Source organism: Enterobacter cloacae complex sp. SHL009 (genome assembly GCF_049237205.1).
GTDB classification, from domain to species: domain Bacteria; phylum Pseudomonadota; class Gammaproteobacteria; order Enterobacterales; family Enterobacteriaceae; genus Enterobacter; species Enterobacter cloacae_M.
Genome location: NZ_JBMKIW010000009.1, coordinates 1 through 26,193, shown reverse-complemented (window position 1 = coordinate 26,193; position 26,193 = coordinate 1). Strand labels below are relative to the sequence as shown.

At 53.5% G+C, this 26,193-nt stretch carries 23 protein-coding genes, 1 tRNA gene and 3 rRNA genes; 21 read left to right on the top strand and 6 right to left on the bottom strand.

Features of this window, described 5'->3' with window-relative positions; all coding sequences use genetic code 11:
* Positions 1 to 86: 86 nt before the first annotated feature.
* The gene (gene csrD / locus ACOTZC_RS18520; RefSeq protein WP_023309401.1) at positions 87 to 2,027 is read right to left on the bottom strand and encodes an RNase E specificity factor CsrD; all 1,941 of its coding nucleotides are present in this window, start codon (positions 2,025 to 2,027) and stop codon (positions 87 to 89) included.
* A 182-nt stretch (positions 2,028 to 2,209) separates the two neighbouring features.
* Between csrD and ACOTZC_RS18515 the strand changes: the two genes are divergently transcribed.
* The 14 genes from ACOTZC_RS18515 to ACOTZC_RS18450 all read left to right on the top strand — a co-directional run bounded on the left by ACOTZC_RS18515 (position 2,210) and on the right by ACOTZC_RS18450 (position 15,127).
* A complete protein-coding gene (locus ACOTZC_RS18515; protein ID WP_047174082.1) occupies positions 2,210 to 3,184 on the top strand; it encodes an MDR family oxidoreductase in 975 nt (324 codons plus the stop codon).
* Positions 3,185 to 3,261: 77 nt separating this feature from the next.
* The gene (gene msrP, locus ACOTZC_RS18510) at positions 3,262 to 4,263 is read left to right on the top strand and encodes a protein-methionine-sulfoxide reductase catalytic subunit MsrP (protein WP_032659657.1); all 1,002 of its coding nucleotides are present in this window, start codon (positions 3,262 to 3,264) and stop codon (positions 4,261 to 4,263) included.
* Positions 4,264 to 4,863, top strand: coding sequence for a protein-methionine-sulfoxide reductase heme-binding subunit MsrQ (gene msrQ, locus ACOTZC_RS18505; RefSeq protein ID WP_047174083.1), 600 nt, complete (start codon positions 4,264 to 4,266; stop codon positions 4,861 to 4,863). It begins immediately after the preceding gene.
* Positions 4,864 to 5,097: 234 nt separating this feature from the next.
* Positions 5,098 to 5,550: a type II 3-dehydroquinate dehydratase gene (aroQ, locus tag ACOTZC_RS18500; protein WP_023309405.1), complete on the top strand. Its 453-nt coding sequence runs from the start codon at positions 5,098 to 5,100 to the stop codon at positions 5,548 to 5,550.
* 21 nt (positions 5,551 to 5,571) lie between these two features.
* The gene (gene accB / locus ACOTZC_RS18495; RefSeq protein ID WP_010436174.1) at positions 5,572 to 6,033 is read left to right on the top strand and encodes an acetyl-CoA carboxylase biotin carboxyl carrier protein; all 462 of its coding nucleotides are present in this window, start codon (positions 5,572 to 5,574) and stop codon (positions 6,031 to 6,033) included.
* A gap of 10 nt (positions 6,034 to 6,043) precedes the next feature.
* The gene (accC, locus tag ACOTZC_RS18490) at positions 6,044 to 7,393 is read left to right on the top strand and encodes an acetyl-CoA carboxylase biotin carboxylase subunit (RefSeq protein ID WP_003860388.1); all 1,350 of its coding nucleotides are present in this window, start codon (positions 6,044 to 6,046) and stop codon (positions 7,391 to 7,393) included.
* A 108-nt stretch (positions 7,394 to 7,501) separates the two neighbouring features.
* Positions 7,502 to 7,744: a YhdT family protein gene (locus tag ACOTZC_RS18485; protein ID WP_006178860.1), complete on the top strand. Its 243-nt coding sequence runs from the start codon at positions 7,502 to 7,504 to the stop codon at positions 7,742 to 7,744.
* Positions 7,734 to 9,185, top strand: a complete 1,452-nt coding sequence (gene panF, locus ACOTZC_RS18480; protein WP_045355372.1) for a sodium/pantothenate symporter — start codon at positions 7,734 to 7,736, stop codon at positions 9,183 to 9,185. The genes ACOTZC_RS18485 and panF overlap by 11 nt, the downstream gene beginning before the upstream one ends.
* Before the next feature lie 11 nt (positions 9,186 to 9,196).
* Complete coding sequence (prmA, locus tag ACOTZC_RS18475) at positions 9,197 to 10,078, top strand: 50S ribosomal protein L11 methyltransferase (protein ID WP_023309407.1); 882 nt, start codon at positions 9,197 to 9,199, stop codon at positions 10,076 to 10,078.
* Between the two features lie 129 nt (positions 10,079 to 10,207).
* Positions 10,208 to 10,948 carry a carbonic anhydrase gene (locus ACOTZC_RS18470; protein WP_248169761.1) on the top strand — a complete coding sequence of 247 codons (741 nt, stop codon included), beginning with the start codon at positions 10,208 to 10,210 and terminating at the stop codon, positions 10,946 to 10,948.
* A 330-nt stretch (positions 10,949 to 11,278) separates the two neighbouring features.
* Positions 11,279 to 12,244 carry a tRNA dihydrouridine synthase DusB gene (gene dusB, locus ACOTZC_RS18465; RefSeq protein ID WP_023309409.1) on the top strand — a complete coding sequence of 322 codons (966 nt, stop codon included), beginning with the start codon at positions 11,279 to 11,281 and terminating at the stop codon, positions 12,242 to 12,244.
* A gap of 23 nt (positions 12,245 to 12,267) precedes the next feature.
* Positions 12,268 to 12,564, top strand: coding sequence for a DNA-binding transcriptional regulator Fis (gene fis, locus ACOTZC_RS18460; protein WP_000462905.1), 297 nt, complete (start codon positions 12,268 to 12,270; stop codon positions 12,562 to 12,564).
* A 177-nt stretch (positions 12,565 to 12,741) separates the two neighbouring features.
* Complete coding sequence (locus ACOTZC_RS18455; RefSeq protein WP_023309432.1) at positions 12,742 to 12,906, top strand: DUF2556 family protein; 165 nt, start codon at positions 12,742 to 12,744, stop codon at positions 12,904 to 12,906.
* A gap of 139 nt (positions 12,907 to 13,045) precedes the next feature.
* Positions 13,046 to 15,127 (top strand): putative bifunctional diguanylate cyclase/phosphodiesterase, encoded by a 2,082-nt coding sequence (locus ACOTZC_RS18450; RefSeq protein ID WP_421635944.1) that lies wholly within the window; start codon positions 13,046 to 13,048, stop codon positions 15,125 to 15,127.
* On the opposite strand, the gene envR is transcribed toward ACOTZC_RS18450, so the two are convergent.
* A complete protein-coding gene (gene envR, locus ACOTZC_RS18445; RefSeq protein ID WP_126303146.1) occupies positions 15,043 to 15,762 on the bottom strand; it encodes an acrEF/envCD operon transcriptional regulator in 720 nt (239 codons plus the stop codon). The two genes, ACOTZC_RS18450 and envR, sit on opposite strands and share 85 nt — an antisense overlap.
* A gap of 386 nt (positions 15,763 to 16,148) precedes the next feature.
* Between envR and ACOTZC_RS18440 the strand changes: the two genes are divergently transcribed.
* From ACOTZC_RS18440 to ACOTZC_RS18410, 7 genes are all read left to right on the top strand, one after another.
* The gene (locus tag ACOTZC_RS18440) at positions 16,149 to 17,288 is read left to right on the top strand and encodes an efflux RND transporter periplasmic adaptor subunit (protein WP_421635943.1); all 1,140 of its coding nucleotides are present in this window, start codon (positions 16,149 to 16,151) and stop codon (positions 17,286 to 17,288) included.
* A gap of 11 nt (positions 17,289 to 17,299) precedes the next feature.
* On the top strand, positions 17,300 to 20,413 hold the full coding sequence (locus tag ACOTZC_RS18435; RefSeq protein WP_421635942.1) for an efflux RND transporter permease subunit: 3,114 nt from the start codon (positions 17,300 to 17,302) through the stop codon (positions 20,411 to 20,413).
* A gap of 303 nt (positions 20,414 to 20,716) precedes the next feature.
* Positions 20,717 to 20,938, top strand: coding sequence for a lipoprotein (locus tag ACOTZC_RS18430; RefSeq protein ID WP_008502867.1), 222 nt, complete (start codon positions 20,717 to 20,719; stop codon positions 20,936 to 20,938).
* A 473-nt stretch (positions 20,939 to 21,411) separates the two neighbouring features.
* Positions 21,412 to 22,437, top strand: coding sequence for an amino acid ABC transporter substrate-binding protein (locus ACOTZC_RS18425; protein WP_421635941.1), 1,026 nt, complete (start codon positions 21,412 to 21,414; stop codon positions 22,435 to 22,437).
* Positions 22,438 to 22,504: 67 nt separating this feature from the next.
* Positions 22,505 to 23,686: an amino acid ABC transporter permease gene (locus ACOTZC_RS18420; protein WP_325795191.1), complete on the top strand. Its 1,182-nt coding sequence runs from the start codon at positions 22,505 to 22,507 to the stop codon at positions 23,684 to 23,686.
* Positions 23,687 to 23,695: 9 nt separating this feature from the next.
* The gene (locus ACOTZC_RS18415; protein ID WP_023309439.1) at positions 23,696 to 24,799 is read left to right on the top strand and encodes an amino acid ABC transporter permease; all 1,104 of its coding nucleotides are present in this window, start codon (positions 23,696 to 23,698) and stop codon (positions 24,797 to 24,799) included.
* Between the two features lie 7 nt (positions 24,800 to 24,806).
* Positions 24,807 to 25,565: an amino acid ABC transporter ATP-binding protein gene (locus ACOTZC_RS18410; protein ID WP_023309440.1), complete on the top strand. Its 759-nt coding sequence runs from the start codon at positions 24,807 to 24,809 to the stop codon at positions 25,563 to 25,565.
* Between the two features lie 106 nt (positions 25,566 to 25,671).
* Here ACOTZC_RS18410 and rrf (ACOTZC_RS18405) read toward each other — a convergent pair.
* The 4 genes from rrf (ACOTZC_RS18405) to ACOTZC_RS18390 all read right to left on the bottom strand — a co-directional run.
* A 5S ribosomal RNA gene (gene rrf, locus ACOTZC_RS18405) occupies positions 25,672 to 25,787 on the bottom strand.
* A gap of 43 nt (positions 25,788 to 25,830) precedes the next feature.
* Positions 25,831 to 25,906 (bottom strand) — tRNA-Thr (locus ACOTZC_RS18400).
* Between the two features lie 14 nt (positions 25,907 to 25,920).
* Positions 25,921 to 26,036: ribosomal RNA gene (gene rrf, locus ACOTZC_RS18395) — 5S ribosomal RNA — on the bottom strand.
* A 73-nt stretch (positions 26,037 to 26,109) separates the two neighbouring features.
* Positions 26,110 to 26,193: ribosomal RNA gene (locus ACOTZC_RS18390) — 23S ribosomal RNA — on the bottom strand; the annotation flags it as partial.

The window sequence follows — 26,193 nt, the reverse complement described above, 5'->3', positions numbered from 1 at the left end:
CGTTACAGGTCGTTCACTGGCTTTTTGCTCGACATACTCAAAGCTACAGGCGCGATATTCTACGTGAAAACAGCGTAAACGGCAGGTCAAACAGAGTATCTTTGCAAATATTTTTTCACGTTGGTGTCAAGCGGTTGAGAGGCAGCAAAAAAATCCCCCTGACCGCCCATCACGCCGCGCGCTGTTAACATCTGCCATTCGCTTCTGGAGCGCACGCCCGTGGCAAATACTTGTGTTCGCGTACCCTTGCACGCTTCTACCAGACTCTGTACCAGCAGCTGGTTTTCCGTACGCTTCTCAATATTCCTTACCAGCCCCGGATGTAGCTTTAATAACTCTACATCCAGCTCCTTGATCCAGTTGGTGCTGACCAGCGTTAAACCTGCCTGCGTCACAGCGATACGTGCACCGAGCGCATTGATCAAACGTACCACCGGACGTAACCGGCTGATGTGTTGACCTACATCGGCCTCAGCAAGTTCAAAAATAATGTGTTTACGCTGCGATTTTTCGCATTGCATTAACGTATCACGTAGCCAGCGCTGAAAACGTGGGCGTATTAACGACTCCACGGTGACCTGCAACGCCAGGTTTTCTTCAGGCCAGAAGGATAAAAACGGAATCAGCCGGGTAATTTGCTGGCGGTCATACTCTTCGGACAGGCCAAATTGCAGCACCATCGGCAGATATTCCGCAGAGATGACCTCTTCGGTGCCGTCAAAAATACGACACATCAGTTCACGGTGATGAACGTTGCCGTTTTTCATGACTGCGGGTTTTTGATAAATACGTGGACCGCCGCGGCTGAGCATTTGCTCAATCAGCGTTCGCCAGCGCACGTTGCCGCGCCCTTTTTCCGGCAGCGAGTCATCGTAAACCGCCCATCCGTTGGCCCCCTGCAACACGGCGTTGCGGGTAGCGGCTTCCGCATGTTCCATCACCTGCTCGGTGGATTGTCCGCCACGCCAGGCGCATATCCCCATGTGGACCATATCGTCCCTGTCGAGCATTTTGCTCTGCGGCAGCGCATCTACCGCCTTCAGCAGCTGGCTGGCGATGCTTTCGGATTCCTTCAGCGTACGATGAGGCAACAGCACGGCAAAGTCGCTGCGGTGATAGCGGGCCAGCAGCGCGCCCGGGTAGCGCATAATAAAGGTGGAGAGCAGGTTGATCAGCGTAAAGAGGTTTTCTTCCGCGGCCCGCTGTCCCCAGGTGTCGCGCAGGAGATCGAAATCGGGCAGGCGAATCATCATCACCACCCCGTGAGTCCCCACTTTCTCTGAATCGTCGAGCAGCGTGGCGAGCTGATTATCAAAGAAAAGACGGTTGTTAAGGCCGGTTTTATTATCCTGCGCCGCATAAGAGCGGATCAGCGTATCCATACGGCTGCGCTGGTCGCTGGCAAACTGGATTTCGGAGAGCAGGGTATCGAGTGCGCTGCTGGCGCGTGACGGCCACTCGTGAACGGAGCCACGCACCTGCGGGCCGCGCTCACCGTTCAGGATCCGCACGGAGCGCATCTCCAGCAGCTCCTGACCGGAAAGCTGGCGGCGCAGCCAGCGGACCGCGAGAAAGATCAGCAGGACGATAAACGCAACGGCGACGGTGAGCGGCGCGGTGGTCATCATGGAACGAAAATAGCTGGCCATCGGATCGAGGTAGACCATGCGTATGGTCATCCCCGGATTTTTGAGGGAATGCACCGTCACTTCCCGATACTGGCTTACCACGCCCGCGGGGCGATAGCTTCCCGGCCGTTCATGGCTTAAAACACGATGCTTTCCCTGCAGAATGTCGATCTGAACGATATCAACAGGTACCATCAACTCATCGAGCTCACGGGAGAGCGCTGGTAGCGGCGTCGTCAGCAGACGCGTATCAATCACCGAGGCAACAGACTGTACCCGGTTAACCAGCTTGTCCTGAATGGCAGTGTAAAAACTCAGGGAACAGCCCAGAAGCGTGACAAAAATGGTAAGCCCCGTCAGCAAGGTGATAAAAGCTGAGAACTTCGTCGTTAATCGCATCCTTGAGATTACTCCGTGGGTTGATGGGGTAGCGAGTGAGCGCTAACTTGCATTTCAAATGCGGCATACTACCAAATCGGGTGTATCTGGCAATTTATTGCGTTAAATCGGCACTGCGTTTCCCTGAGCGAGTATAGTCTTCAGAAATTATTTTCCAATCATATGAGTCGAGAGGACCCCGTATGCAGGCTTTGATCTTAGAACAGCAGGACGGCAAAACGCTTGCCTCAGTGCAGCCGGTAGAAGAGAACCGCCTGCCGGAAGGCGAAGTAACCGTCGACATCGACTGGTCCAGTTTAAATTATAAAGATGCGCTGGCTATTACCGGTAAGGGTAAAATCATCCGAAATTTCCCTATGGTGCCTGGTATTGATTTCGCGGGCCGGGTTCATACCAGCGAGGATCCGCGCTTCCATCCAGGCCAGCATGTACTGCTCACCGGCTGGGGCGTGGGTGAAAATCACTGGGGCGGGCTGGCAACGCAGGCGCGCGTGAAGGGCGACTGGCTGGTGCCTGTGCCGAAAGGCATGGATGGCCGCAAGGCAATGATTGTCGGCACGGCAGGCTTTACCGCCATGCTGTGCGTGATGGCGCTGGAAGATGCGGGTATCCGCCCTGAGTCAGGGGAAATTGTCGTCACCGGTGCCAGCGGCGGCGTGGGCAGCACGGCAGTCACGCTGCTGCACAAGCTGGGCTATCAGGTCGCTGCGGTTTCCGGCCGAGAAAGTACCCATGACTATCTGCGCCAGCTCGGTGCAAACCGCATTCTCAGCCGTGACGAATTCGCTGAAACCCGTCCGCTGGAAAAACAGGTTTGGGCAGGGGCGGTGGATACCGTCGGTGATAAGGTGCTGGCAAAAGTCCTGGCGCAGATGAACTACGGCGGATGCGTGGCAGCCTGCGGTCTGGCGGGCGGATTTGCCCTGCCAACCACCGTGATGCCATTTATTCTGCGTAACGTACGCCTGCAGGGTGTGGATTCCGTAATGACCCCGCCGGCCCGTCGTCATGAAGCATGGGAACGGCTGGTGCGCGATCTGCCGGAATCTTTCTTTACCCAGAGCGCAACGGAGATAACCCTCAGCCAGGCGCCGGAATACGCCAGTAAGATCATGGACAACCAGTTCCACGGTCGTGCGCTGGTGAAAATCGCCTAATCTTCAAATTTTCGTGACATATTCGCGCGAATCCCTCTCCTCCGTCATGCTTAGAAAAACGCATGACGGAGGATGCCATGAAAAACCGAAAACTGACGGAAGCCGACGTAACGTCTGAGTCTGTCTTTATGTTACAGCGCCGCCAGATCCTGAAAATGCTTGGCATCAGCGCCACTGCCCTGACGCTCTCTCCGGCGGCACACGCCGACCTGCTCGACTGGTTTAAAGGCAACGATCGGCCAAAGGCTCCATCCGGCGCCCCGCTCACCTTTACGAAACCGGCCGAATGGCAAAACAAGCTGACGCTTACGCCGGAAGATAAAGTTACCGGCTACAACAACTTCTACGAATTTGGTCTCGATAAGGCCGATCCTGCCGCCAACGCGGGGAGCCTCAAAACCGATCCGTGGACGCTGAAAATTGATGGTGAAGTGGCGAAGCCCCTGACGCTGGACCACCACGATCTCACTACCCGCTTCCCGCTCGAAGAGCGTATCTATCGCATGCGCTGCGTGGAAGCCTGGTCGATGGTGGTGCCCTGGGTCGGCTTCCCGCTTCATAAGCTGCTGGCGATGGTTGAACCCACCAGCAATGCAAAATATGTCGCTTTCCAGACGCGCTATGCGCCTGACGAGATGCCCGGGCAGAAAGATCGGTTTATCGGCGGTGGGCTTGAGTATCCGTATGTGGAAGGGTTACGTCTCGACGAAGCTATGCACCCCCTTACCCTGCTGACCGTTGGCGTTTATGGCAAAGCGCTTCCGCCGCAGAACGGTGCCCCCATCCGTTTAACCGTACCGTGGAAATATGGCTTCAAAGGGATTAAATCTATCGTCAGCATTAAGCTTACCCGCGAACGTCCGCCAACCACCTGGAATCTGGCGGCCCCGGACGAATACGGCTTCTTCGCCAACGTGAACCCGCACGTGGATCATCCGCGCTGGTCGCAGGCAACCGAGCGGTTTATTGGTTCCGGCGGTGCGCTGGACGTAAAGCGCCAGCCGACGCTGCTGTTTAACGGCTATGCGGATGAAGTGGCTTCGCTTTACCGTGGTCTCAACTTACGGGAGAACTTCTGAGTGCGTTTAACGGCAAAACAGATTACCTGGCTGAAAGTGCTGCTGCACCTGGCCGGGCTGCTTCCTTTTATATGGCTGTTCTGGGCCGCCAGCCAGGGGCTCTTTAGCGCAGACCCGGCAAAGGATATCCAGCATTTTACCGGTCGGATGGCTCTGAAATTTTTGCTGGCCACCTTGCTCGTCTCGCCGCTGGCGCGCTACGCTAAACAGCCCTTATTGATACGCACCCGTCGGCTGTTAGGGCTATGGTGTTTTGCCTGGGCGACGCTGCACCTCACCAGCTACGCCCTGCTGGAACTGGGAATTAACAATCTGGCACTGCTTGGCCGCGAACTCGTGACACGTCCTTATCTGACGCTGGGTATCGTGAGCTGGGTGGTTTTACTGGCGTTAGCGCTGACATCCACGCAATATGCGCAGCGAAAACTGGGCAGGCGCTGGCAGCTTCTGCATAACTTCGTCTATCTTGTCGCGATCCTCGCTCCCATTCATTACCTGTGGTCGGTGAAGATCCTCTCGCCACAGCCGATCCTTTATGCACTGGCGGCCGCGGCGCTTTTGGCATGGCGTTACAAGAAGTTCCGCCAGTGGTTGCGATAGTTCGCGAAACTGTGCGTTTTCCCGCAGATTACCCGTCAACCGCAAATCTTTTTCGGATAGCGGTTGATAATCTTCCCTGATAAGACCAGTATTTAGCTGCTAAATGCTACGAAATCGTTATAATGTGCGACCTTGGTTCGCCTGACAGCGGTTTTAAGCCTCTGAAAAGGTGACATTAGCGTTTCGAAGGTATATTTTGTTTTTTACCCGAAAATCGCAGGAGATAGCGGCATTATGACTGATAAGTTCCATATCTTAGTTTTGAACGGACCGAACCTGAACATGCTCGGCACCCGTGAGCCAGAGAAGTACGGCACGCTAACATTGAGTGAAATTGTTAACCGTCTGGGAACGGAAGCAGCGTCACTGAATGTGGATTTGGATCATTTTCAGTCGAATGCGGAGTACGCACTCATCGACCGTATTCATCAGGCTAAAGACAATGTGGACTATATCCTGATCAATCCGGCCGCGTTTACGCACACCAGTGTTGCTATCCGCGACGCACTGCTTGCGGTGAGTATCCCGTTTATCGAGATCCACCTGAGTAATGTGCACGCCCGAGAGCCGTTCCGTCACCATTCGTATCTGTCAGATATCGCTGCTGGCGTTATCTGTGGACTGGGCGCAGACGGCTATTCATACGCTTTACAGACAGCGGTAAAACGCTTGTCACAATCACACTAAACAAGAGTACGGAACCCACTCATGGATATTCGTAAGATTAAAAAACTGATCGAGCTGGTTGAAGAATCAGGCATCTCCGAACTGGAAATTTCTGAAGGCGAAGAGTCTGTACGAATCAGCCGTGCAGCCCCAGCCGCTAGCTTCCCGGTAATGCAGCAGGCTTATGCTGCGCCAGTGCAGCAGCCTGCGCTCTCCGCAGCCGTTGCGCCAGCAGCTGAAGCCGCACCTGCCGCTGCAGCAGAAATCAGTGGTCACATCGTACGTTCCCCAATGGTTGGTACTTTCTACCGCACCCCGAGCCCGGATGCGAAAGCGTTCATCGAAGTGGGTCAGAAAGTCAACGTAGGCGATACCCTGTGCATCGTTGAAGCGATGAAAATGATGAACCAGATCGAAGCAGACAAATCAGGTACTGTGAAAGCGATTCTGGTCGAAAGTGGTCAGCCGGTTGAATTTGACGAGCCGCTGGTCGTCATCGAGTAACGAGGCGTACATGCTGGATAAAATTGTTATCGCCAACCGCGGCGAGATCGCACTGCGTATTCTTCGTGCCTGTAAAGAACTGGGCATCAAGACCGTCGCTGTGCACTCAAGCGCGGATCGCGATTTAAAACACGTATTGCTGGCGGATGAGACGGTCTGTATTGGCCCGGCTCCGTCCGTAAAAAGCTATCTGAACATCCCGGCTATCATCAGCGCCGCTGAAATCACCGGCGCGGTGGCAATTCATCCGGGTTACGGCTTCCTCTCTGAGAACGCCAACTTTGCTGAGCAGGTTGAACGCTCTGGCTTCATCTTCATCGGCCCGAAAGCCGACACCATCCGCCTGATGGGCGACAAAGTGTCTGCAATCACCGCGATGAAAAAAGCCGGTGTTCCAACCGTACCAGGCTCTGACGGCCCTCTGACCGACGACATGGATGCTAACCGTGCTCATGCTAAACGCATTGGCTATCCGGTTATCATCAAGGCGTCCGGCGGCGGCGGCGGTCGCGGTATGCGCGTTGTGCGTAGCGATGCTGAACTGGCGCAGTCCATCTCCATGACCAAAGCAGAAGCGAAAGCCGCTTTCAGCAATGACATGGTATACATGGAAAAATACCTGGAAAACCCACGCCACATCGAAATTCAGGTGCTGGCTGACGGTCAGGGTAACGCGATCTATCTGGCAGAACGTGACTGCTCCATGCAGCGTCGTCACCAGAAAGTGGTCGAAGAAGCGCCAGCACCGGGCATTACTCCGGAACTGCGTCGCTACATCGGCGAGCGTTGCGCCAAAGCGTGTGTCGATATCGGCTATCGCGGGGCAGGTACCTTTGAGTTCCTGTTCGAAAACGGCGAGTTCTATTTCATCGAAATGAACACCCGTATTCAGGTTGAACACCCGGTTACCGAAATGATCACCGGCGTTGACCTGATCAAAGAACAGCTGCGTATCGCTGCGGGCCAGCCGTTGTCTATCAAGCAGGAAGAAGTAGTGGTGAAAGGCCATGCGGTAGAGTGCCGTATTAACGCCGAAGACCCGAACACCTTCCTGCCAAGCCCGGGTAAAATCACGCGTTTCCACGCGCCGGGTGGCTTTGGTGTGCGCTGGGAGTCTCATATCTACGCCGGTTACACCGTACCGCCGTACTATGACTCAATGATCGGCAAGCTTATCTGCTACGGCGAAAACCGTGACGTGGCGATTGCCCGCATGAAAAACGCCCTGCAGGAACTGATCATCGACGGTATCAAAACCAACGTTGATCTGCAGATGCGTATCATGAGCGACGAGCACTTCCAGAATGGTGGAACTAATATCCACTATCTGGAGAAAAAACTCGGTCTGAACGAGAAGTAAGAGACCTGTGTTGCTAAAAGGCCGGATTATCCGGCCTTTTTTATTTCTGGGGCCTGGAAAGCCTCATCATGTACAATCCCCGCTTTCTTCATCCACAAGGGACAAAAAATGGACAAACGTTTTGTTCAGGCCCATAAAGAAGCGCGCTGGGCGCTGTGGCTGACCCTTCTCTATCTCGCAGCATGGTTAGTAACTGCTTACTTACCTGACTCCGCTATTGGCATCACCGGCCTGCCGCACTGGTTCGAAATGGCGTGTCTGCTGGTACCGCTGGTCTTCATCCTGCTGTGCTGGGCAATGGTGAAATTCATCTATCGCGATATTCCGCTGGAGGACGATGATGCAGCTTGAAGTCATTCTGCCGCTTATCGCTTACCTGTTAGTGGTGTTTGGTTTATCCGTTTACGCCATGCGTAAAAGAACGACGGGCACCTTCCTGAACGAGTATTTTCTTGGCAGCCGCTCGATGGGCGGCGTCGTGCTGGCCATGACGCTGACCGCGACCTACATTAGCGCCAGTTCGTTTATCGGCGGGCCAGGTGCAGCCTATAAATACGGGTTAGGCTGGGTGCTGCTGGCGATGATCCAGCTTCCTGCCGTCTGGCTCTCGCTGGGGATACTGGGTAAAAAATTTGCCATTCTGGCACGCCGTTACAATGCCGTGACGCTCAACGATATGCTGTTTGCCCGCTATCAGAGCCGTTTACTGGTGTGGCTGGCCAGCTTAAGCCTGCTGGTGGCCTTTATTGGCGCAATGACGGTGCAGTTTATCGGCGGGGCACGCCTGCTGGAAACGGCGGCGGGAATTCCCTACGAGACAGGCCTCGTCATCTTTGGGGTGAGTATCGCACTCTACACCGCGTTTGGCGGATTCCGCGCCAGCGTGCTGAACGATACGATGCAGGGATTGGTGATGCTTGTTGGCACCCTTGTTCTGCTGGTCGGCATTGTGCATGCTGCTGGTGGCCTGAGCCATGCGGTTGAAACGCTCGAGGCGATCGATCCAAAACTGGTTTCGCCACAGGGCGCGGATGACATCCTTTCGCCAACCTTTATGACCTCGTTCTGGGTGTTGGTATGCTTTGGGGTGATTGGCCTGCCGCATACCGCCGTGCGCTGTATCTCTTACAAAGACAGCAAAGCCGTGCACAGAGGTATCATTATCGGCACTATCGTTGTCGCAATCCTGATGTTTGGTATGCACCTGGCAGGCGCGTTAGGTCGGGCAGTTATTCCTGACCTTACCGTACCCGATCTGGTTATCCCAACCCTGATGGTTAAAGTACTGCCGCCATTTGCCGCCGGGATCTTCCTCGCCGCACCGATGGCCGCCATTATGTCGACCATCAACGCTCAGCTGCTGCAAAGTTCCGCTACGATCATTAAAGATCTCTATCTGAACCTGCGTCCTGACCAGGCAGAGAATGAACGGCGCCTGAAGCGCATGTCGGCCGTTATTACTCTGGCGTTAGGGGCATTGCTGCTGTTAGCCGCGTGGCGCCCGCCGGAGATGATCATCTGGCTGAACCTGCTGGCATTTGGTGGGCTTGAAGCGGTATTCCTGTGGCCTCTGGTGTTAGGGCTCTACTGGGAGCGCGCGAATGCCGCCGGTGCGCTGAGCGCGATGATTGTCGGCGGCGTGCTTTACGCCGTCCTCGCAACGTTTAAGATTCAGTACCTGGGCTTCCATCCAATTGTGCCTTCGTTACTGCTAAGTTTACTGGCGTTTGTGGTGGGGAACCGTTTCGGTCAGCCCGTCCCACAACCCGCTATGATTTCTACTGATAAATAAAGAGTTTTGCCATGCCGTGGATCCAACTAAAACTGAACACAACCGGCGCGAACGCCGAAGAGCTGAGCGATGCGCTGATGGAGGCCGGGTCGGTCTCTATCACCTTCCAGGACACGCATGACACGCCGGTCTTTGAGCCGCTGCCGGGCGAAACCCGCCTGTGGGGTGATACCGACGTTATTGGCCTGTTTGATGCCGAAACCGATATGAAAGAGGTTGTCGCGATTCTGGAGAATCATCCTCTGCTGGGCGCGGGTTTCGTGCATAAAATCGAACAGCTGGAAGACAAAGACTGGGAACGCGAGTGGATGGATAACTTCCACCCGATGCAGTTCGGCAAACGTCTGTGGATCTGCCCAAGCTGGCGCGACGTCCCGGACGAGAATGCGGTCAACGTGATGCTCGACCCGGGTCTGGCGTTTGGTACCGGCACTCACCCCACCACGTCCCTGTGCCTGCAGTGGCTGGATGGTCTCGATCTGGACGGTAAGACCGTGATCGACTTCGGCTGTGGATCCGGGATCCTCGCGATTGCAGCCCTGAAGCTGGGCGCGGCAAAAGCCATCGGGATCGATATCGATCCGCAGGCGATTCAGGCCAGCCGCGATAATGCCGAGCGTAACGGCGTCTCCGATCGTCTGGAGCTGTATCTGCCGGATGGTCAGCCAGAAGCCATGAAAGCCGATGTGGTGGTCGCAAACATTCTGGCGGGCCCGCTGCGTGAACTGGCTCCGTTAATCAGCGTGCTGCCCGTTGAAGGCGGTCTGCTGGGGCTTTCCGGTATCCTGGCGAGCCAGGCCGACAGCGTGTGTGAAGCCTACGCCGATCTCTTTGCCCTCGATCCGGTAGTGGAAAAAGAAGAGTGGTGCCGCATCACCGGTCGTAAAAAATAAGAATCTGGCGTGGTCATCTGACCACGCCTCTCCCCCTCTGATAATCCTCTCTCCCCCGTTCATACTTCGGTAAAATAACCCTACAAATCATGTTGATTTGTATTACAAAAAATTCACCGGAAGAATATGATGACACAGGTTACAGGCAAGGCAGCGCTGCTGGCGCTGAGCATGATCTCGGCTTCAGCATTCGCATCACACTGGAGCTATGAAGGGGAAGGTTCACCGCAACACTGGGGCGAGCTGGACGAGGCATATAAGACCTGTCAAAGCGGAATGAACCAGTCCCCTATTAATATTGATTCGACCGCTATCGCCCATCTCTCCCCGCTACAAACCCACTACGTTGATGGCCCTGTTACGCTGACGAACAATGGCCATACCATTCAGGCAGGTGAACAGGCGAACACCCGCGATACTCTTACTCTCGATAAGCAGACCTGGACGTTACAGCAGTTCCATTTCCACGCGCCGAGCGAAAACACCGTACATGGCAAGAGATACGCGATGGAAATGCATCTGGTTCATAAAAATGCCAGTGGGGAACTGACGGTGGTGGCGGTCATGTTTGATAAAGGAACCGCAAACCCGGAGCTAGAAAAACTGTGGCGCGTTATGCCTCAGCAGGCCGAGCAGAGCGTCTCCATCAAACAGGATCTCAACCTGAACAAACTGCTGCCAAAAAATAAAACGTACTGGCGCTTTAGCGGTTCACTGACCACTCCACCGTGTTCAGAAGGCGTTACCTGGATTGTACTTAAACAGCCCCTGACGGTTTCTGCAGAACAGCTGGCCAGATTCACCCAGACAATGCATCACGATAATAACCGTCCGGTACAGTCGCTGCATGGGCGCGTCGTGGTCGAATAACACGCATTTTTCGCATGACGATCATGTTCTAAAATGCGACGCAGATCGCAAAGAAGAAGGGAAATCTGCTGCTAAAAACAGCAGATTATCCCGCTTCAGCGACGCATTTATTCAGAAATGATGAGAAGTTACGGGAAATTGTAAGCGCCCATAAAATAACCATTATCATATAACTTAATGATTTAAATAATGAATAATTTTTAACGGGAAGATTGGGTGGCGATTCCTTGATCTACAACAGTGGATTGTTCAAAGTTTGGCCTTTCATCTCGTGCAAAAAATGCGTAATATACGCCGCCTTGCAGTCACAGTATGGTCATTTCTTAACTCATGCGCATCGGACACCACCAGCTTAGAAATCGCCTGATCGCAGCCCCAATGGCAGGTATTACAGACCGGCCGTTCAGGACGCTGTGCTATGAGATGGGAGCCGGTTTAACCGTATCCGAGATGATGTCGTCTAACCCGCAGGTTTGGGAAAGCGATAAATCCCGCCTTCGGATGGTGCACGTTGATGAACCAGGTATTCGCACCGTGCAAATTGCCGGAAGCGTGCCTGAAGAGATGGCAGATGCCGCGCGGATTAACGTGGAAAGTGGTGCCCAGATTATTGATATCAATATGGGGTGCCCGGCCAAAAAGGTGAATCGCAAGCTTGCAGGTTCAGCCCTTCTGCAATACCCCGACCAGGTGAAAGCTATCCTGACGGCGGTTGTCAGCGCGGTGGACGTTCCTGTTACGTTGAAGATTCGCACGGGTTGGTCGCCGGAACACCGTAACTGTGTAGAGATTGCCCAACTGGCCGAAGACTGTGGCATTCAGGCCCTGACCATCCATGGACGCACTCGCGCCTGTTTGTTCAACGGTGAAGCTGAATACGACAGCATTCGGGCAGTTAAGCAGAAAGTTTCCATTCCGATTATCGCGAATGGCGACATAACTGACCCGCTTAAAGCCAGGGCTGTACTCGACTATACGGGAGCTGATGCTCTGATGATAGGACGTGCAGCTCAGGGAAGACCCTGGATCTTCCGGGAAATCCAGCATTATCTGGACACTGGGGAGCTGCTTGCCCCGCTGCCTCTGGCAGAGGTTAAGCGCTTGCTTTGTTCGCATGTTCGGGAACTGCATGACCACTACGGTCAGGCAAAAGGGTACCGAATTGCGCGTAAACACGTCTCCTGGTATCTCCAGGAGCACGCTCCAGATGACCAGTTTCGGCGCACATTCAACGCCATAGAGGATGCCAGCGTACAGCTGGAGGCGTTGGAGGCATACTTCGAAAATCTTGCGTAATGAAATAAAGAGCTGACAGAACTATGTTCGAACAACGCGTAAATTCTGACGTACTGACCGTTTCTACCGTTAACTCTCAGGACCAGGTAACTCAAAAGCCCCTGCGTGACTCGGTTAAACAGGCACTGAAGAACTATTTTGCTCAACTGAATGGTCAGGATGTTAATGATCTGTATGAGCTGGTATTGGCTGAAGTTGAACAGCCACTGTTGGACATGGTGATGCAATACACCCGCGGTAACCAAACCCGCGCTGCGCTGATGATGGGTATCAACCGTGGTACTCTGCGTAAGAAACTGAAAAAATACGGCATGAACTGATACTAATCAGTTAAATGCTTGTTTAAAAAGGCGCTCTTCGGCATGGGGAAGCGCCTTTTTTATTACCTGCGCTTCTCCGTCAACGCATTGTAAACCTTCGCCTCTCCCGCTTTTCAACCACGGTTTTTCGTGTATATTTCCCCCACCTTACTGGCGATCTTCTCGCGGAATGACACAATGATTCGTAAATACTGGTGGCTGGTTGTCTTTGCAATCTCCGTTCTCATTTTCGATACACTCCTGATGCAGTGGATTGAACTGATGAGCACCGAAACCGATAAGTGTCGCAATATGAACTCCGTTAATCCGCTGAAACTCGTGAACTGCTCAGAGCTCGACTAACCGCCCGATTGCGCAAACCACCCCGTTATTACCCACTAAAAACGGGGATTTAAATCCCTTTGAGCCATTACCTGACGGTGATAATGTCTCGCCCTTCTCAACCGCTCTAGCGTAACCCCACACTCGAGTAGAACCGTCCATGCTGGTCAGCCAATACAACCCTATCCTTGTCGTCCTCTCCTTTGTTGTTGCCATTCTTGCTGCGTATACCGCGTTGAACATGGCTGCACGCGTCGCCGGGAGTGAAGGTGTCGCTGCCCGCGTCTGGCTGGCTGGCGGCGGTATTGCTATGGGCATCGGCGTATGGGCCATGCATTTTATCGGCATGCTGGCGATGGACCTCTCCATGAGCATGAGCTACAACGCCACCCTGACGGTGTTATCCATGGTCATCGCCGTGGGTTCGTCGCTGTTTGCGCTATGGCTCGTGAGCTGCGAGCAACTACGCCTGCGCCGACTGCTGCCCGGCGCGCTGGTGATGGGGAGCGGTATTGTTGCTATGCATTACACCGGCATGGCGGCGCTGGAAGTGATGCCAGGGATTATCTGGGACAAGATGTGGGTGGCCATTTCGGTCGTGATTGCGCTTGCCGCTTCGCTCGCGGCATTATGGCTGACCTTCCGCCTGCGTCGCGAAGCCGCTCAGGTCGTGCTGATGCGCATGGGTGCCGCCATCACGATGGGAATTGCCATTGCCGGCATGCACTATGCCGGGATGAAAGCGGCGCAGTTTCCGATGTCCACAATGGTTCACCATGAGGGTATCAACGGGAGCTGGCTGGCGGTGCTCGTCAGCGTCGTCGCGCTCTCTATTCTTGGGATCACCCTGCTGGTGTCGATGCTGGATGCCCGCCTTCAGGCTCGTACCGCCCTTCTGGCCTCGTCGCTGGCAGAAGCTAACCGGGAACTCGCTCAACTGGCGCTACACGATACCCTGACGCGCCTGCCCAACCGTATCCTGCTGGAAGACAGACTCGATCAGGCCATCAGCAAAGCCGATCGTGAAGGGAACCACTTTGCCCTGATGTTCATGGATCTTGACGGCTTTAAAGCCATCAATGATGCCTACGGCCATGATGTCGGTGACAGGCTGCTGGTCGCCGTTACGCAGCGTCTGCTGCTTCTCCTGAAAGGCCAGTTCACCCTTGCACGTATCGGCGGTGATGAATTTGTTCTGCTGGCAGAGGGAGAAGGTCCGGACGACGCGGCATCGCTGGCAAATTCGCTGGTGCGCGCGATCGATAGCCCGTTCAATCTCAGCCCCTATGAACTGGTAGTGACCCTCAGCATTGGTATCGCGCTCTACCCTCACGACGGCAAAACCGAGCGTGAGCTGATGTTTAACGCCGACGCGGCGATGTATCACACGAAGCATATGGGCCGTAACGGTTACCACTTTTTCCAGCCCTCCATGAACACCCTGGCGCAGACCCATCTCCAGTTAATGAACGATCTGTGGATGGCAATCGATCGCAATGAGCTGCGCCTGCTGTATCAGCCAAAATTTCACGCCCCGGCGGGCCCGGTCCTCGGATTCGAGGCGTTATTGCGCTGGCAGCATCCTAAGCAGGGGCTACTGACGCCGGACCTTTTTCTGCCGCTGGCGGAAAAAACGGGGCTGATCGTCCCCATTGGCAACTGGGTGATTAATGAAGCCTGCCGCCAGCTGCGGGAATGGCATCTCCAGGGGCATCAAAGCTGGTCAATGGCGGTAAACCTGTCGACACTGCAGTTTGAACAACCTTCACTGGTTAAAACGGTTCTCGACTGCCTGGCACTTCACCAGGTGCCACCGGAAATGTTGATCCTCGAAGTGACGGAAACCACGGCGATGAGCAACCCGGATGAGAGCGTACGCGTGCTGACAGAGCTGACGGATGCGGGCGTGAAGGCCTCCATTGATGATTTTGGCACCGGATATTCGAGCCTGCTGTACCTCAAGCGCTTACCGGCCTGCGAATTGAAAATCGACAGGGCGTTTGTGAAAGAGCTCAGCGGCGAGAGCGAGGATGCCACTATTGTCTCAGCAATTGTGGCCCTCGCTAAAACACTTAACCTGAAAGTCGTGGCTGAAGGTGTGGAAACCGAAGCGCAGCAAGCCTTTTTAACCGAGCTTGGCTGTAACACCCTTCAGGGTTATCTGTTAGGTAAACCCGTCAGCGCGCAGGCCATAGAGGCGCTTTGTGCCCGAGGGGAAATGTTACCTGGCGCTGAGCAGTAAGCACCCTCATCTGGCGACACGCGAATAACCGGGAGTGTTGCCAGTATGCTATCGACCAGAGCGGGAGCCTGCTGATAAAGATTAAAACTGTCGTTATTCATTAACCAGTTTTTGATTATTCCGCTAAAAAAACCGTGGAATACAATCAAGGTGAGATCAACATTCACCTGTGGCGAAATGATGTTTCGCGAAATACAGGTCTCCAGCGTGGCGCGTAGCGTGTCATCGTTGAATCCGATACGCTTTCTGATTTCGCGTTCAGATATCATATCACTGCTAAATTCACACTTATGATACAGAATTTGTAAAAGCGCACATTGCCGGGGTTCATGAGCAATATATTGCAGCGCGGTAATAAATTGCTCACGAAGTTTTAACAATGGATCGTCACTATCGGAAAGGGAAAGCCTGTCGTTAATAATGTCGCGAAGCGGTAATTGCTGTTCCCAGATGGCATTAAATATTTCAGACTTACTGGTGAAGTGCCAGTAGATCGCACCGCGCGTCACCTTAGCGGCATCAGCGATATCCGTCAGCGTCGTGCTGGCTACGCCACGCGTGGCAAACTGTCCGATAGCCGCCTCAATCAGCTGCTGCCGGGTTTGTTGAGCCTCTTCTTTCTTTTTACGCGCCATAGGCAACTACTCGTTACTCACAAGGTTTAAAAGTAATATTGCGTTCATGCAAATGTAAGTATTCACTAAAATCCGTTTTAATTTTGCACAAAAAAAGTCACCCCTCTTAATTTATAATCAATATAAATATATCGCTCCAATTAAATTGGCGGAGTGAATAATTAAAAACATTAAACTCATTTACCTGATTAACATGCCTGAACTATATCCAAGAATGAAGCTGGTCTGATTCTGATTTTCTTCTACAAGCATGGTCATTCGCACTTATAAATTAAAAAACATTAAATACCCTCATTATTATACGCAGCTACATTTTATTTTTATCCCTCTGCCCCTGCTACCGATTCGCAGCATATATCGGTTAATGGGTATTTAAAGGAACAGTAATGACGAATCATTTCAGACGCTTGCCCTTATCCGGTTTCATTGTCTGCACGGTACTGCTCACTGGATGCGATGGTCAGGAAAATCAACAACAGCATCTGCAGGCGCCTCAGGTCAGCGTGCATATTGTGAAAAGCGCGCCTCTGGCTGTCACCACTGATCTCCCGGGCAGAACAGATGCATTTCGCGTTGCGGAGGTTCGTCCTCAGGTCAGCGGCATTATTCTTCGCCGCAACTTCGCGGAGGGCAGCGATGTAAAAGCGGGCGAGTCACTCTACCAGATCGATCCTGCGACCTATCAGGCGGCCTATGACAGTGCGAAAGGCGAACTGGCGAAGGCTCAGGCGGCAGCCAATATTGCACACCTGACGGTGAAACGTTATCTCCCGCTGGTAGGCACCCGGTATGTCAGTAAGCAGGAGTATGACCAGGCCGTGGCGACGGCTCAGCAGGCAGATGCCAGCGTGGTTGCCGCAAAAGCGGGCGTTGAAAGCGCACGTATCAACCTTGCCTACACCAAAGTGACCTCTCCGGTTGATGGTCGTATCGGAAAATCCAGCGTGACAGAAGGGGCGCTGGTGACGAACGGGCAAGCCGCAGCGCTGGCAACGGTCCAGCAGCTCGATCCGATTTATGTTGATGTCACCCAGTCCAGTAATGATTTTATGCGCCTGAAACAAACGAGCCTGCAAAAAGGTGATATCGCCAGCAACGTTGAGCTGCTGATGGAGAACGGGCAGCCCTACCCGCTAAAAGGCACATTGCAGTTCTCTGACGTCACGGTCGATGAAAGTACCGGATCGATTACCCTGCGCGCCATTTTCCGGAACCCTCAGCATCTGTTGTTACCCGGCATGTTCGTTCGCGCCCGCATTGATGAAGGCACCCAGCCGGATGCGATTCTGGTACCACAGCAGGGCGTAACCCGTACACCGCGAGGCGATGCAACCGTGCTGGTGGTAAACGATAAAAACCAGGTTGAGCCGCGAACCGTCGTTGCGTCTCAGGCGATTGGCGACCGCTGGCTGGTAACGGAAGGGCTGAAAAACGGTGACCGCGTGATTGTCAGCGGGCTACAGAAAGTCAGCCCGGGGGTAACCGTCGTCGCCACGCCGGATACCACCACGGCTCCAGCCAGTTAAGGGACGACGACATGGCTAATTTCTTTATTCAGAGACCGGTTTTCGCCTGGGTGCTTGCCATCATTTTGATGATTGCAGGCGGGCTGGCCATTCTCAAACTTCCCGTCGCACAGTATCCGACCATTGCTCCTCCCGCGGTGGCGATATCCGCGACCTACCCGGGAGCTGACGCTCAAACGGTGCAGGATACCGTGACCCAGGTTATCGAACAGAACATGAACGGTATCGATAACCTGATGTATATGTCCTCCACCAGCGATTCAGCGGGTAACGTCACCATCACCCTGACCTTCGAGTCAGGGACCGATCCGGACATCGCCCAGGTACAGGTGCAGAACAAGCTGCAGCTCGCCATGCCGCTGCTGCCGCAAGAGGTACAGCAGCAAGGGATTGGTGTGGAGAAATCCAGCAGCAGTTTCCTGCTGGTCGCCGGCTTTGTTTCAGACAACAAAAATCTCACGCAGAATGACATCTCTGACTATGTCGCTTCGAACGTCAAAGATGCCATCAGCCGAACGTCTGGCGTCGGTGACGTTCAGCTGTTTGGCGCTCAGTATGCGATGCGCATCTGGCTCGACAGCAACGCGATGAACAAATACCAGCTGACGCCACAGGATATTATCAACCAGCTGAAAACGCAGAACGACCAGATAGCTGCAGGCCAGCTGGGCGGAACGCCGTCCATCCCCGGGCAACAGCTCAATGCCTCAATCATCGCGCAAACCCGCCTGAAATCACCGGAGGAGTTTGGTCGCGTGACGCTCAAGGTGAACCAGGACGGCTCGATGGTGCATCTGAAGGATGTGGCTCGTATTGAGCTGGGTGGCGAAAACTACAACATGGTCACTAAAATCAACGGGCAGGCGGCAACCGGTCTGGGGATTAAGCTGGCAACCGGGGCAAATGCGCTGGACACTGCGGCAGCCATTAAGAGCAAGCTGGCGCAACTGCAGCAGTTCTTCCCGCAGGGGCTGAAAGTGGTCTATCCCTATGACACCACGCCTTTTGTGAAGATCTCCATTCACGAAGTGGTGAAGACCCTGTTTGAAGCAATCATTCTCGTCTTCCTGGTCATGTACCTGTTCCTGCAAAACCTGCGGGCAACGCTCATCCCGACTATCGCGGTACCGGTCGTCCTGCTGGGTACCTTTGCGGTTCTGGCGGCGTTCGGTTTTTCCATTAATACCCTGACGATGTTCGGCATGGTGCTGGCGATTGGTCTGCTGGTCGATGACGCTATCGTGGTCGTTGAGAACGTTGAACGCGTCATGGTCGAAGACAAACTGCCGCCGAAAGAGGCCACGCAGAAGTCGATGGAGCAGATCCAGGGTGCACTGGTCGGGATCGCCATGGTGCTCTCGGCGGTCTTTATTCCGATGGCCTTTTTTGGCGGCTCGACGGGGGCGATCTATCGTCAGTTCTCGCTGACTATCGTTTCCGCTATGGCGTTGTCCGTACTGGTTGCGCTAATCCTGACGCCCGCACTCTGCGCAACGTTGCTTAAGCCCCTATCCGGCGACCATCATGAGAAAAAAGGTGGCTTCTTCGGCTGGTTTAATGCGCTCTTCGATAAAAGCGTGGAGCACTACAGCAACAGCGTGAGCAGTATTTTGCGTAAGGCAGGGCGCTATCTGGCGGTGTACGTCATTATCGTCGTAGGGATGGCGGTGCTCTTCCTGCGCTTGCCCACCTCCTTCCTGCCCGAAGAGGATCAGGGGGTGTTTATGACGATGGTTCAACTCCCGGCGGGTGCAACCCAGACACGTACTCAGCAGGTTCTTGATCAGGTTCAGGACTACTATCTGAACAAAGAGAAAGCGAACGTTGATTCTGTCTTTACCGTAAACGGCTTTAGCTTTAGCGGCCAGGGTCAGAACGCCGGCATTGCCTTCGTCAGCCTGAAGCCCTGGGAGGAGCGCCCGGGGGCGGAAAACGGCGTTGAAGCCATTGTGGGTCGCGCGACAAAAGCCTTCAGTCAGATTAAAGATGGCCTCGTGTTCCCTTTTAACCTGCCTGCCATTATTGAGCTGGGTACCGCCACGGGCTTCGATTTTGAGTTGATCGATCAGGCGAACCTGGGGCATAACCAGCTGACGCAGGCGCGTGACCAGCTGCTTAGCATGGTGAAAGAGCACCCTGACCTGCTGGTTCGCGTCCGCCCTAACGGCCTTGAAGATACGCCTCAGTTCAAGCTGGATGTCGACCAGGAGAAAGCGCAGGCGCTGGGCGTGAGTCTTTCTGACGTCAACCAGACGATTTCGACGGCCTTAGGTGGCACCTATGTGAACGACTTTATCGATCGTGGGCGCGTGAAAAAGGTCTACGTACAGGCCGACGCAAAATTCCGTATGTTGCCGGGAGATATTAATAACCTTTACGTGCGCAGCGCGAATGGGGAAATGGTCCCATTCTCCGCCTTTAGCAACGCTCACTGGGTCTATGGTTCACCTCGTCTGGAGCGCTATAACGGGATGCCCTCTATGGAGATCCTGGGTGAATCAGCTCAGGGTAAAAGTACCGGTGAGGCCATGGCTATGATGGAAAGTCTCGCGGCAAAACTGCCTTCCGGTATCGGCTATGACTGGACGGGGATGTCTTATCAGGAGCGCCTCTCGGGTAACCAGGCGCCAGCACTGTACGCCATTTCACTGATCGTGGTGTTCCTGTGCCTGGCTGCGCTGTATGAAAGCTGGTCCATTCCGTTCTCCGTCATGCTGGTTGTGCCGCTGGGGGTCATTGGGGCTCTTCTCGCAGCGTCGCTGCGCGGGTTAAACAACGACGTCTATTTCCAGGTCGGTCTGCTGACGACGATTGGTTTATCGGCTAAAAACGCCATCCTGATCGTCGAATTTGCTAAAGACCTGATGGATAAAGAAGGCAAAGGCATTATTGAAGCCACGCTGGAAGCTTCCAGGATGCGCCTTCGACCGATCCTTATGACATCCCTGGCCTTTATTCTTGGCGTCATGCCGCTGGTGATCAGCACCGGGGCCGGGAGCGGGGCGCAAAACGCCGTCGGTACGGGCGTTATGGGGGGAATGCTTTCCGCAACCCTTCTGGCGATTTTCTTCGTGCCTGTTTTCTTTGTGGTTGTTCGGCGACGGTTTACTCACCATAAAGGTTAATGTTTCCCTGAAAAGGCACCTCTGGTGCCTTTTTATTTTTAACATAAACAATGAATTAGGCTTTACATAAAGGCAGCATTAAAAATATGATGATTTGCATTAAGTAAAAACAGTCTCTTGCAACTCCATAATTCCTCCATTAATGCCTCCTTAAACCGACTTTTCTCCACGATTTTTACAAACTACATAATTTGAGATTATTCCTCGTGTAACGAGGACTTACCCCGGTGGTAAAATAACCTCCAGTTCGTTAATAGCCCTCCTGGCTTAATAGCGGATGAGAAATAATACTGAGGTAACATCATGAAAAGATTCATTTCCGTTGCACTTCTCGCTGCGCTGCTTGCTGGTTGCGCGCACGACTCTCCATGTGTACCGGTTTACGACGACCAGGGCCGACTGGTTCATACCAATACCTGTATGAAAGGCACCACCCAGGATAACTGGGAGACTGCGGGTGCTATCGCCGGCGGTGCTGCCGCAGTAGCGGGTCTGACGCTGGGTATTGTTGCCCTGACCAAGTAAAATCTGTTGAGAAAGCGCGGCTCTGGCCGCGCTTTTGCTTTTAATGAGTGCAGTATTTTCAAATAAGTAAAAAAATAGCCCCGTATTTATTCACGTAATTAATCTAAGCCTGAAGTCAGTCACAGCTTTTTTGCATACTCATTCAAATTACTTATTCTATCGTGATGATTTTCACACATTAATATTATTGAATACCCTGCCAATATTCACGCTAAAAACTATCTCTTCTTTTTCCAGACCCGACTCGCAACTTTTGCTCCAATTTGTGGCACAGGTTGTAATTTCGCACCGTTTCGGGGCGCTCGTTTTATTTAAGCCTGTCTACACTCAGCATTAAGCGTTCACTCGTCTCTTATTTTGTCGAACGCAAAACTGGCATTACGTTTGCTTTATAAACGTTGGCCAAAGCCACAGACAGGTAAAGCGTTTAAAAACGCCTCTATAACGATAAATTACGCCACACAGGATGCATTATGAAAAAGACGATGATAACCAGCCTGGCCGCTGCAGGTATGTTGTTTGCCGTAGCCGGTCAAGCCCATGCGGGAACGACACTGGATGCCGTTAAAAAGAAAGGTTTTGTTCAATGTGGTATCAGTGACGGTTTGCCTGGCTTCTCTTATGCCGATGCGAACGGCAAATTTACCGGTATTGATGTGGACGTCTGCCGTGGCGTTGCAGCCGCCGTTTTTGGCGATGACAGCAAAGTAAAATACACCCCGCTGACGGCGAAAGAACGCTTTACGGCGCTGCAGTCCGGCGAGGTCGACATGCTCTCCCGTAACACCACCTGGACCTCCTCCCGTGATGCAGGCATGGGGATGTCATTTACGGGCGTGACCTATTATGACGGCATCGGCTTCCTGACCCACAATAAAGCCGGCCTGAAAAGCGCTAAGGAACTGGATGGCGCCACCGTTTGTATCCAGGCGGGCACCGATACCGAGCTGAACGTCGCGGATTATTTCAAAGCAAACAACATGAAATACACCCCGGTGACATTCGACCGCTCGGATGAATCGGCCAAAGCGCTGGAATCCGGCCGTTGCGACACGCTGGCCTCTGACCAGTCACAGCTGTATGCCTTACGCATTAAGCTGAGCAATCCGGCAGAGTGGATTGTCCTGCCTGAAGTGATCTCCAAAGAGCCTCTCGGCCCCGTCGTTCGTCGCGGCGATGAAGACTGGTTCTCTATCGTTCGCTGGACGCTGTTTGCCATGCTGAACGCAGAAGAGATGGGCATCAATTCCAAAAACGTTGATGAAAAAGCCGCTAAGCCATCCAACCCGGATATGGCACACCTGCTCGGTAAAGAAGGTGATTTCGGCAAGGATCTGAAGCTGGATAACAAGTGGGCTTACAACATCATCAAACAGGTGGGCAACTACTCTGAGATCTTTGAGCGCAACGTGGGATCGGAAAGCCCGCTGAAGATCAAACGCGGCCAGAACAATCTCTGGAACAACGGCGGTATTCAGTACGCACCACCAGTACGTTAAGTCATAGCTGTAACGGGCACTGCTCCGGCAGTGCCCACTCCAGAGTCATGGTTACTGAGGTTTCTTTATGTCCCATCGCCGCTCAGCCGTAAAAGGATCGCTATCCTTTTCTCATCCCGCGGTCCGTGCCTGGCTATTCCAGATTATTGCTATTGTTGCGGTTGTTCTCATCGCCGTGTATCTCATCCATAATACCATCACCAACCTGAATAACCGCGGCATTACCTCCGGTTTCGCGTTTTTAGATCGCAGCGCGGGGTTTGGTATTGTTCAGCACCTTATTGATTACCAGGAAGGTGACACGTACGGACGCGTGTTCGTGGTCGGTTTACTGAATACGCTGTTGGTATCGGCGCTTTGTATCGTTTTCGCGTCGGTACTGGGCTTCTTTATTGGCCTGGCGCGTCTTTCTGAAAACTGGCTCCTGCGGAAACTGTCGACCGTTTATATCGAGACGTTCCGCAATATCCCCCCGCTCCTGCAGATCTTCTTTTGGTATTTCGCCGTACTGCGTAACCTTCCCGGTCCCCGCCAGGCCGTCGACGCGTTTGAGCTGTTTTTCCTGAGTAACCGTGGATTGTCCATTCCTTCTCCTCAGCCGGGTGAAGGGCTGTACGCTTTTATCGGCGCGATTGTGATAGCGTTTGCTCTGTCTGCCGGGGTATTCCGTTTTAACCGCAAGCATCAGATCAAAACCGGTCAGCTTCGCAGAACCTGGCCCACGGCAGTTATCCTGAGCGTTAGCCTGCCGCTGGTGGCACACTGGCTGTTTGGAGCCGCGCTGCACTGGGATGTTCCACACCTACGAGGCTTTAACTTCCAGGGTGGAATGGTGTTAATTCCCGAGCTGGCGGCCCTGACGCTGGCGCTGTCGATTTATACGTCCGCGTTTATCGCAGAGATTATCCGTGCAGGGATCCAGGCCGTACCTTACGGACAGCACGAGGCGGCACGCTCGCTGGGATTACCCCATACCGTGACGCTTCGCCAGGTCATCATCCCGCAGGCTTTACGGGTCATCATTCCGCCTCTGACCAGCCAGTATCTCAACATCGTTAAAAACTCGTCGCTGGCCGCCGCTATTGGTTATCCGGATATGGTGTCACTCTTCGCCGGAACCGTGCTTAACCAGACCGGACAAGCCATTGAAACCATCGCCATCACGATGTCTGTCTATCTCATCATCAGCCTGGTGATTTCATTGCTGATGAACCTCTATAACCGTCGTATAGCACTGGTCGAGCGCTAAGGATTTATGATGACAAAAGCGATACTGTCGCACTCCTCGCGCCCTGCCAACTCGACAGGTGGACGTTTCATTCTCTGGGCGCGCAAGAACCTGTTCTCCAGCTGGAGTAACAGCCTGCTGACGATTGTCTGCCTGTGGCTCATGTGGGAATTGATTCCTCCCCTGCTGAACTGGGCGTTTTTACAGGCCAACTGGGTCGGTTCAACTCGGGCAGACTGTACAAAAGCCGGCGCCTGCTGGGTGTTTATCCATGAACGCTTCGGTCAGTTCATGTATGGGTTGTATCCACATGAACAGCGCTGGCGGATTAATCTGGCGCTGGTTATCGGTCTGCTCTCTGTCGCAGTCATGTTCTGGAAAAAGCTGCCTCACCGTGGACGCTATATTGCCGTCTGGGCGGTGGTTTATCCGATTATTGTCTGGGTGCTGCTGTATGGCGGTTTTCTGGGGCTGGAACGCGTTGAAACACGCCAGTGGGGCGGGCTGACGCTGACGTTGATTATCGCATCAGTGGGGATAGCCGGTGCTCTGCCGTGGGGGATTTTACTGGCCCTGGGACGGCGTTCAAAAATGCCGATCGTCCGCGTGCTCTCCGTTATCTTCATTGAGTTCTGGCGTGGCGTCCCGCTTATCACCGTCCTGTTCATGTCGTCGGTCATGCTGCCGCTGTTTATGGCAGAGGGAACAACCATCGACAAGCTGATCCGTGCCCTGGTGGGGGTGATTCTCTTCCAGTCCGCCTATGTCGCTGAAGTTGTGCGAGGTGGTTTGCAGGCGTTGCCTAAAGGCCAGTACGAAGCGGCGGAATCACTGGCTCTCGGTTACTGGAAAACGCAGGGACTGGTCATTCTTCCACAAGCACTCAAGCTGGTCATTCCGGGTCTGGTCAACACGATCATTGCCCTCTTCAAGGATACCAGTCTGGTGATCATCATCGGATTGTTCGATCTCTTTAGCAGCGTGCAACAGGCAACCGTTGACCCTGTCTGGCTGGGTATGTCCACCGAAGGATATGTCTTTGCTGCCCTGATCTACTGGATCTTTTGTTTTAGCATGTCGCGCTACAGCCAGCATCTGGAAAAGCGCTTTAACACCGGGCGTACACCGCACTGAGGAAATTATGAGCCAAATAACTATGACACCCGCCGACGCGATGATTACGCTGGAAAATGTGAATAAATGGTACGGACAATTTCATGTCCTGAGGGACATTAATCTTAAGGTAAAGCAGGGAGAACGCATCGTCCTTTGCGGCCCTTCGGGCTCCGGAAAATCCACAACCATTCGCTGTATTAATCATCTTGAAGAACATCAGCAAGGACGCATTGTGGTTGATGGTATCGAGCTGAATGAAGATATCCGCAATATCGAACGCGTACGTCAGGAAGTAGGAATGGTATTTCAACACTTTAATCTGTTTCCGCACCTGACCGTTCTGCAGAACTGTACGCTTGCGCCGATTTGGGTACGAAAGATGCCGAAAAAGGAAGCGGAGGCGTTGGCAATGCACTACCTGGAACGCGTACGTATCGCAGAGCATGCCAATAAATTCCCTGGCCAGATATCGGGTGGCCAACAGCAGCGTGTGGCTATCGCCCGTTCGCTGTGTATGAAGCCGAAAATTATGCTGTTTGATGAACCGACATCTGCCCTGGATCCGGAAATGGTGAAAGAGGTTCTGGACACCATGATTGGGCTGGCTCAATCCGGCATGACCATGCTGTGTGTGACGCATGAGATGGGGTTTGCGCGAACCGTGGCCGACCGGGTGATCTTTATGGACCGCGGTGAGATTGTTGAACAGGCGCCGCCGGATGAGTTCTTTGCGCATCCGAAGTCAGAACGTACGCGAGCATTCCTGTCGCAGGTGATTCATTAATCTGCTGTTTTTGCCCGGTGGCGCTGCGCTTACCGGGCCTACCGTTTTCACGAGAATCATAACGCAAAGAGGCCATCCTTTCGGATGGCCTCTTCACTTGTTTGATGTCTGGCAGTTCCCTACTCTCACATGGGGAGACCCCACACTACCATCGGCGCTACGGCGTTTCACTTCTGAGTTCGGCATGGGGTCAGGTGGGACCACCGCGCTAAAGCCGCCAGACAAATTCTTTTACTTCTTGCCGAACTTTACCCTAAGTATAAAGTGGTGCTGATACCCAGAGTCGAACTGGGGACCTCACCCTTACCAAGGGTGCGCTCTACCAACTGAGCCATATCAGCACGCTAAATTTGATGCCTGGCAGTTCCCTACTCTCACATGGGGAGACCCCACACTACCATCGGCGCTACGGCGTTTCACTTCTGAGTTCGGCATGGGGTCAGGTGGGACCACCGCGCTAAAGCCGCCAGGCAAATTCTGTTAATCTGTATCAGGCTGAAATTTGATTGTGTCGTCTCGTCCGCCGAAACAGCTTCGGCGTTGTAAGGTTAAGCCTCACGGTTCATTAGTATCGGTTAGCTCAACGCATCGCTGCGCTTACACACCCGACCTATCAACGTCGTCGTCT

What these genes read in the sequence shown, in the direction of transcription:
- prmA (WP_023309407.1), top strand. Translation starts at nt 9,197, where the DNA reads ATGCCGTGGATCCAACTAAAACTGAACACAACCGGCGCGAACGCCGAA.
- ACOTZC_RS18410 (WP_023309440.1), top strand. Translation starts at nt 24,807, where the DNA reads ATGAGCCAAATAACTATGACACCCGCCGACGCGATGATTACGCTGGAA.
- ACOTZC_RS18450 (WP_421635944.1), top strand. Translation starts at nt 13,046, where the DNA reads ATGCTGGTCAGCCAATACAACCCTATCCTTGTCGTCCTCTCCTTTGTT.
- ACOTZC_RS18515 (WP_047174082.1), top strand. Translation starts at nt 2,210, where the DNA reads ATGCAGGCTTTGATCTTAGAACAGCAGGACGGCAAAACGCTTGCCTCA.
- panF (WP_045355372.1), top strand. Translation starts at nt 7,734, where the DNA reads ATGCAGCTTGAAGTCATTCTGCCGCTTATCGCTTACCTGTTAGTGGTG.
- ACOTZC_RS18430 (WP_008502867.1), top strand. Translation starts at nt 20,717, where the DNA reads ATGAAAAGATTCATTTCCGTTGCACTTCTCGCTGCGCTGCTTGCTGGT.
- ACOTZC_RS18425 (WP_421635941.1), top strand. Translation starts at nt 21,412, where the DNA reads ATGAAAAAGACGATGATAACCAGCCTGGCCGCTGCAGGTATGTTGTTT.
- aroQ (WP_023309405.1), top strand. Translation starts at nt 5,098, where the DNA reads ATGACTGATAAGTTCCATATCTTAGTTTTGAACGGACCGAACCTGAAC.
- msrP (WP_032659657.1), top strand. Translation starts at nt 3,262, where the DNA reads ATGAAAAACCGAAAACTGACGGAAGCCGACGTAACGTCTGAGTCTGTC.
- ACOTZC_RS18455 (WP_023309432.1), top strand. Translation starts at nt 12,742, where the DNA reads ATGATTCGTAAATACTGGTGGCTGGTTGTCTTTGCAATCTCCGTTCTC.
- accB (WP_010436174.1), top strand. Translation starts at nt 5,572, where the DNA reads ATGGATATTCGTAAGATTAAAAAACTGATCGAGCTGGTTGAAGAATCA.
- accC (WP_003860388.1), top strand. Translation starts at nt 6,044, where the DNA reads ATGCTGGATAAAATTGTTATCGCCAACCGCGGCGAGATCGCACTGCGT.
- ACOTZC_RS18485 (WP_006178860.1), top strand. Translation starts at nt 7,502, where the DNA reads ATGGACAAACGTTTTGTTCAGGCCCATAAAGAAGCGCGCTGGGCGCTG.
- envR (WP_126303146.1), bottom strand. Translation starts at nt 15,762, where the DNA reads ATGGCGCGTAAAAAGAAAGAAGAGGCTCAACAAACCCGGCAGCAGCTG.
- fis (WP_000462905.1), top strand. Translation starts at nt 12,268, where the DNA reads ATGTTCGAACAACGCGTAAATTCTGACGTACTGACCGTTTCTACCGTT.
- csrD (WP_023309401.1), bottom strand. Translation starts at nt 2,027, where the DNA reads ATGCGATTAACGACGAAGTTCTCAGCTTTTATCACCTTGCTGACGGGG.
- ACOTZC_RS18415 (WP_023309439.1), top strand. Translation starts at nt 23,696, where the DNA reads ATGACAAAAGCGATACTGTCGCACTCCTCGCGCCCTGCCAACTCGACA.
- ACOTZC_RS18420 (WP_325795191.1), top strand. Translation starts at nt 22,505, where the DNA reads ATGTCCCATCGCCGCTCAGCCGTAAAAGGATCGCTATCCTTTTCTCAT.
- ACOTZC_RS18435 (WP_421635942.1), top strand. Translation starts at nt 17,300, where the DNA reads ATGGCTAATTTCTTTATTCAGAGACCGGTTTTCGCCTGGGTGCTTGCC.
- ACOTZC_RS18440 (WP_421635943.1), top strand. Translation starts at nt 16,149, where the DNA reads ATGACGAATCATTTCAGACGCTTGCCCTTATCCGGTTTCATTGTCTGC.
- ACOTZC_RS18470 (WP_248169761.1), top strand. Translation starts at nt 10,208, where the DNA reads ATGACACAGGTTACAGGCAAGGCAGCGCTGCTGGCGCTGAGCATGATC.
- dusB (WP_023309409.1), top strand. Translation starts at nt 11,279, where the DNA reads ATGCGCATCGGACACCACCAGCTTAGAAATCGCCTGATCGCAGCCCCA.